4 protein-coding genes and 1 pseudogene are annotated in these 3,614 nt (G+C 45.0%); 3 read left to right on the top strand and 2 right to left on the bottom strand.

Going from position 1 to position 3,614, the window contains the following annotated elements; genetic code table 11:
* The 3 genes and pseudogenes from WBV75_RS04465 to WBV75_RS04455 form a co-directional block, all read left to right on the top strand.
* Positions 1–307, top strand: a pseudogene (locus WBV75_RS04465) (biopolymer transporter ExbD); the annotation flags it as partial.
* A gap of 10 nt (positions 308–317) precedes the next feature.
* A complete protein-coding gene (locus WBV75_RS04460) occupies positions 318–800 on the top strand; it encodes an ExbD/TolR family protein (RefSeq protein WP_424119450.1) in 483 nt (160 codons plus the stop codon).
* Positions 801–870: 70 nt separating this feature from the next.
* Positions 871–1,596, top strand: coding sequence for a porin family protein (locus WBV75_RS04455; protein ID WP_424119449.1), 726 nt, complete (start codon positions 871–873; stop codon positions 1,594–1,596).
* Between the two features lie 22 nt (positions 1,597–1,618).
* Here WBV75_RS04455 and WBV75_RS04450 read toward each other — a convergent pair whose 3' ends face one another.
* On the bottom strand, positions 1,619–2,224 hold the full coding sequence (locus WBV75_RS04450) for a hypothetical protein (RefSeq protein WP_424119448.1): 606 nt from the start codon (positions 2,222–2,224) through the stop codon (positions 1,619–1,621).
* On the bottom strand, positions 2,224–3,614 hold a 1,391-nt coding region (gene rpoN / locus WBV75_RS04445), incomplete at its 5' end, for an RNA polymerase factor sigma-54 (RefSeq protein ID WP_424119447.1). The genes WBV75_RS04450 and rpoN, both read right to left, overlap by 1 nt.

The following is a 3,614-nucleotide window of genomic DNA, read 5'->3' as shown; positions in this document are numbered from 1 at the left end:
CTGTAAGGGTGCGCGTGATGAAAGCTCTTCGGATAATCCTACAAAAGCTATTATCTCCCTTAAGAATGATCGGGAAACCCAGTATTCAACCTACATCACGGTACAGAATGAGCTTGTGGGTGCCTACAATGAATTGAGAAACAGGGAGGCCCAACGGCTTTTCAACCGGAATTTCACTGAGATGGAAGCCGAGTATCTCAATCCGGAAACACCTTCGTCAGTACGGGATGATTTAAAAGATAAAGTAAAACAAATTCAGGACTTGTTTCCTCAGAAGCTCTCTGAGGCACAGACAAGTACTAACTAATACGTTATCCATGGCCAAGTTTAATAAAAAGAAGGACGGAGATTTACCGGCAGTATCCACTGCGTCATTGCCCGATATTGTTTTTATGCTCCTGTTCTTTTTTATGACCGTAACGGTTATGAAGGATAGTTCCCTGATGGTAGAGAATATCCTGCCCAATGCCAGCGAGATCAAGAAGTTGGAGAAAAAGGACAGGGTGATCTATATCTATGTGGGAAAACCGACGAGTCAATATCAGAAGGTCTTTGGTTCTGAACCGAAAATTCAATTGAACGATAAGTTCGCGAATGTCTCCGAGGTAGGAGATTATATCCTGCAGGAGCGGGCCAAAAAGCCCCAGGAATTGCAGAACGTTTTGACAACGGCTCTGAAGGTGGACAAAAATGCGAATATGGGTTTAATCTCGGATATCAAGCAACAACTTCGGGAAGTGAACGCTCTGAAGATAAATTACACTACATTTGAAGGAGATGCGTTCCGAAACTTACAATAATATTTTTTCAAACAAAATTGATTTAAAACGCTTCAACATTTGAAGCGTTTTTTTTTGGAAATTACGCTTCATGAAGCATTGGATGTTATTTCTTTTAGTCCTTTCGCTGGCGCCCCTTCAGGGGCAGGAAAACGAGATGACTGCTGCAGAAGTCCCAGAGGTAAGGGACTCCTTGGGTCAGATTCTCGATCCGAGATATCGGGAGGATCAGTTTTACCTCGGAATCAATTTTAACCTCTTATTGAATTTTCCTGAAGGAGTCACCCAAAACGGCCTGTCCTATGGCCTGCAGGGCGGATTTATACGAGACTTTCCCCTGAATGCCGACTGTACCTTTGCGCTGGGGGTAGGTATAGGGTATGGATTCAATTCCTATTACTCTAATTTAAGAGCCCTGGAAAGCGGGGATGACATTGAATATGAGATCCTGACCGACGCGGATTCTTACAGGCGAAATAAATTGGAGACCCATGTGATTGAAGTTCCCCTGGAATTTCGTTGGCGTAATTCAACTCGGGAAACCTTTAAATTTTGGAGGATTTACGGCGGGGTCAAATTTGGATATATTGTTGGGTCGCGTTCCAAGTACGTCACTAATGAATTTAGCGACAGCTTTAACAACCCGGACACTGAGAATTTCACTTATGGCCTCACCCTGAATGTCGGATACAATACCTTTAACCTGCATTTGTATTATGGGCTCAATACGCTCTTTGAAGATGGCGTAAACGGACCTGACGGGCAACAACTGGAAATGTCTGTACTCCGGTTGGGGCTTATTTTTTATATCCTCTAATCAGACACAACTATCGAGCTTTCTAGAGCCAGAAACGAATCAGGATAAGTTGGGAGACCAGCCCGATGAGCCAGCCCGTGAGGACCGCTGCCCTGCCGTGCCGGTTTAAGTACAATCGTGCCGAGGCGAGTAGTCCGCTACAGAGAGTACACAAACTAATTGCGACAACGATATTCTTTTCAAAATGAAAACTCAGCATGGTGACAAACATCAGGAGTGTCCCTATACCCACCATGTGTAAACTCACTACTTTACCCATAAGTGCGAGTAAAAGGCAGGAGGTAACGGAAAGGGCAATTCCCATAAAGAAATAGTAGAGTTCCACGGTAAAGTTATTCGGGATGACACGTAGGAGTATCAACAGCAAGAGTGCCAGGAAGATCAACAGGGGATAAATGCGTTCCTCTGACGTCAGGAGCAGTCGGGAGCGCGTCATACCAAACTGATTCAGTATCAAAAGACTTCCCAATGGGATAAGGGCCGTAAGGATAAAAATAGGAATGAGGTTTCCCAATATAAGTTCTGAAGGGCTGTACTTTGGGGTGACCATAAAATAGAATACGGTTCCAATAGTAGGCACCAACAGGGGATGGATAAAATAACTTATGAGTTTGCTCAGGATGCCCATCAGATTTCTTTTCGCAGCCGGGCAACAGGAATCCCAAGCTGTTCCCTGTATTTTGCCACTGTTCTTCTGGCGATGGGATAGCCCTTTTCTTTCAGGATTCCGGCGAGCTTATCGTCTGTGAGGGGTTTGCGTTTATTTTCTTCGTTTACAACCGTCTCCAGAATCTTCTTGATTTCCCGGGTGGAAACATCTTCCCCCTCCGTATTTTTAACCGATTCGGAGAAGAATTCTTTAATCAGTTTGGTGCCATAGGGGGTATCAACGTATTTGCTGTTGGCCACACGGGAGACTGTGGAGACATCCATCCCAATCTCATCTGCAATATCCTTGAGAATCATGGGTTTAAGGTTGCGTTCATCCCCGGTCAGAAAATACTCCTCCTGATAATTCATAATAGCACTCATGGTGGTATACAGGGTCTGTTGTCGTTGCTTGATGGCATCTATAAACCATTTTGCTGCATCCAGTTTTTGCTTTATAAACATCACGGCATCCTTTTGAGACCTGGACTTTTCTTTAGCGCTTTTGTATCCGGCGAGCATATCCGAATATCCCCTGGATACATGGAGTTCCGGGGCGTTTCGGCCATTTAGGGTCATCTCAAGTTCCCCATCCACAATGCGAATGGCAAAATCGGGGACTACGTGTTCAATTATTTTGGTTCCGCCGGAGTACGAACCTCCGGGCTTAGGGTTTAATTTTTCAATTTCCTGAATGGCTTCCTTGAGGGTTTCTTCGCTAATGTCGTGGCGTTGCATCAGCTTTTTGTAGTGTTTTTTAGTGAAGTGGTCAAAAGACTTTTCAAGGATTTCCCGAGCGATCTTTACAGCAGGAGTTGCTTCTTTACGGTCTAACTGAATCAACAAACATTCGCTCAGTGAACGCGCACCTACCCCTGGAGGGTCCAGCTGTTGCACTTTCTTAAGCACCTCAAGGATCGTCTGCTCGTCTGTAAAGATATTCTGAGTAAAGGCCAGGTCGTCTAAAATATCCGGAATGGGACGGCGGATATAGCCGCTCTCATCCACACTGCCCACCAGGAATTCTGCTATTTGCCATTGCTCGTCGTCCAGATATTCAGTATTGAGTTGATTTAACAGATACTGGTTAAAGGAAATGCACGAAGCATAGGGAATTTGTTTTTCGTTTTCATCCCCGTAATTGCTGCTCCGCGTGCGATAGTCAGGAATTTCATCATCACTCAGGTATTCGTCGATATTAATATCTTCGGTGTCGATGACTTCGTTCTCACTACCCGTCTCGTAGGGATCCTGGAACTCTTCGTCTGAATTTTCTGATTCCAGGCGTCCGGCCTCCAGGGCGGGGTTTTCTTCAAGTTCCTGCTTCAACCGCTGCTCAAAAGCCTGAGTAGGCAGCTGAATAAGTTTCA

It is taken from the genome of Robiginitalea sp. (assembly GCF_049588695.1).
GTDB lineage: Bacteria > Bacteroidota > Bacteroidia > Flavobacteriales > Flavobacteriaceae > Robiginitalea.
The sequence above is the reverse complement of the archived record's forward strand: the minus strand, read 5'-3'. Positions and strand labels throughout refer to the sequence as shown.

What these genes read in the sequence shown, in the direction of transcription:
- WBV75_RS04460 (WP_424119450.1), top strand. Translation starts at nt 318, where the DNA reads ATGGCCAAGTTTAATAAAAAGAAGGACGGAGATTTACCGGCAGTATCC.
- WBV75_RS04455 (WP_424119449.1), top strand. Translation starts at nt 871, where the DNA reads ATGAAGCATTGGATGTTATTTCTTTTAGTCCTTTCGCTGGCGCCCCTT.
- WBV75_RS04450 (WP_424119448.1), bottom strand. Translation starts at nt 2,224, where the DNA reads ATGGGCATCCTGAGCAAACTCATAAGTTATTTTATCCATCCCCTGTTG.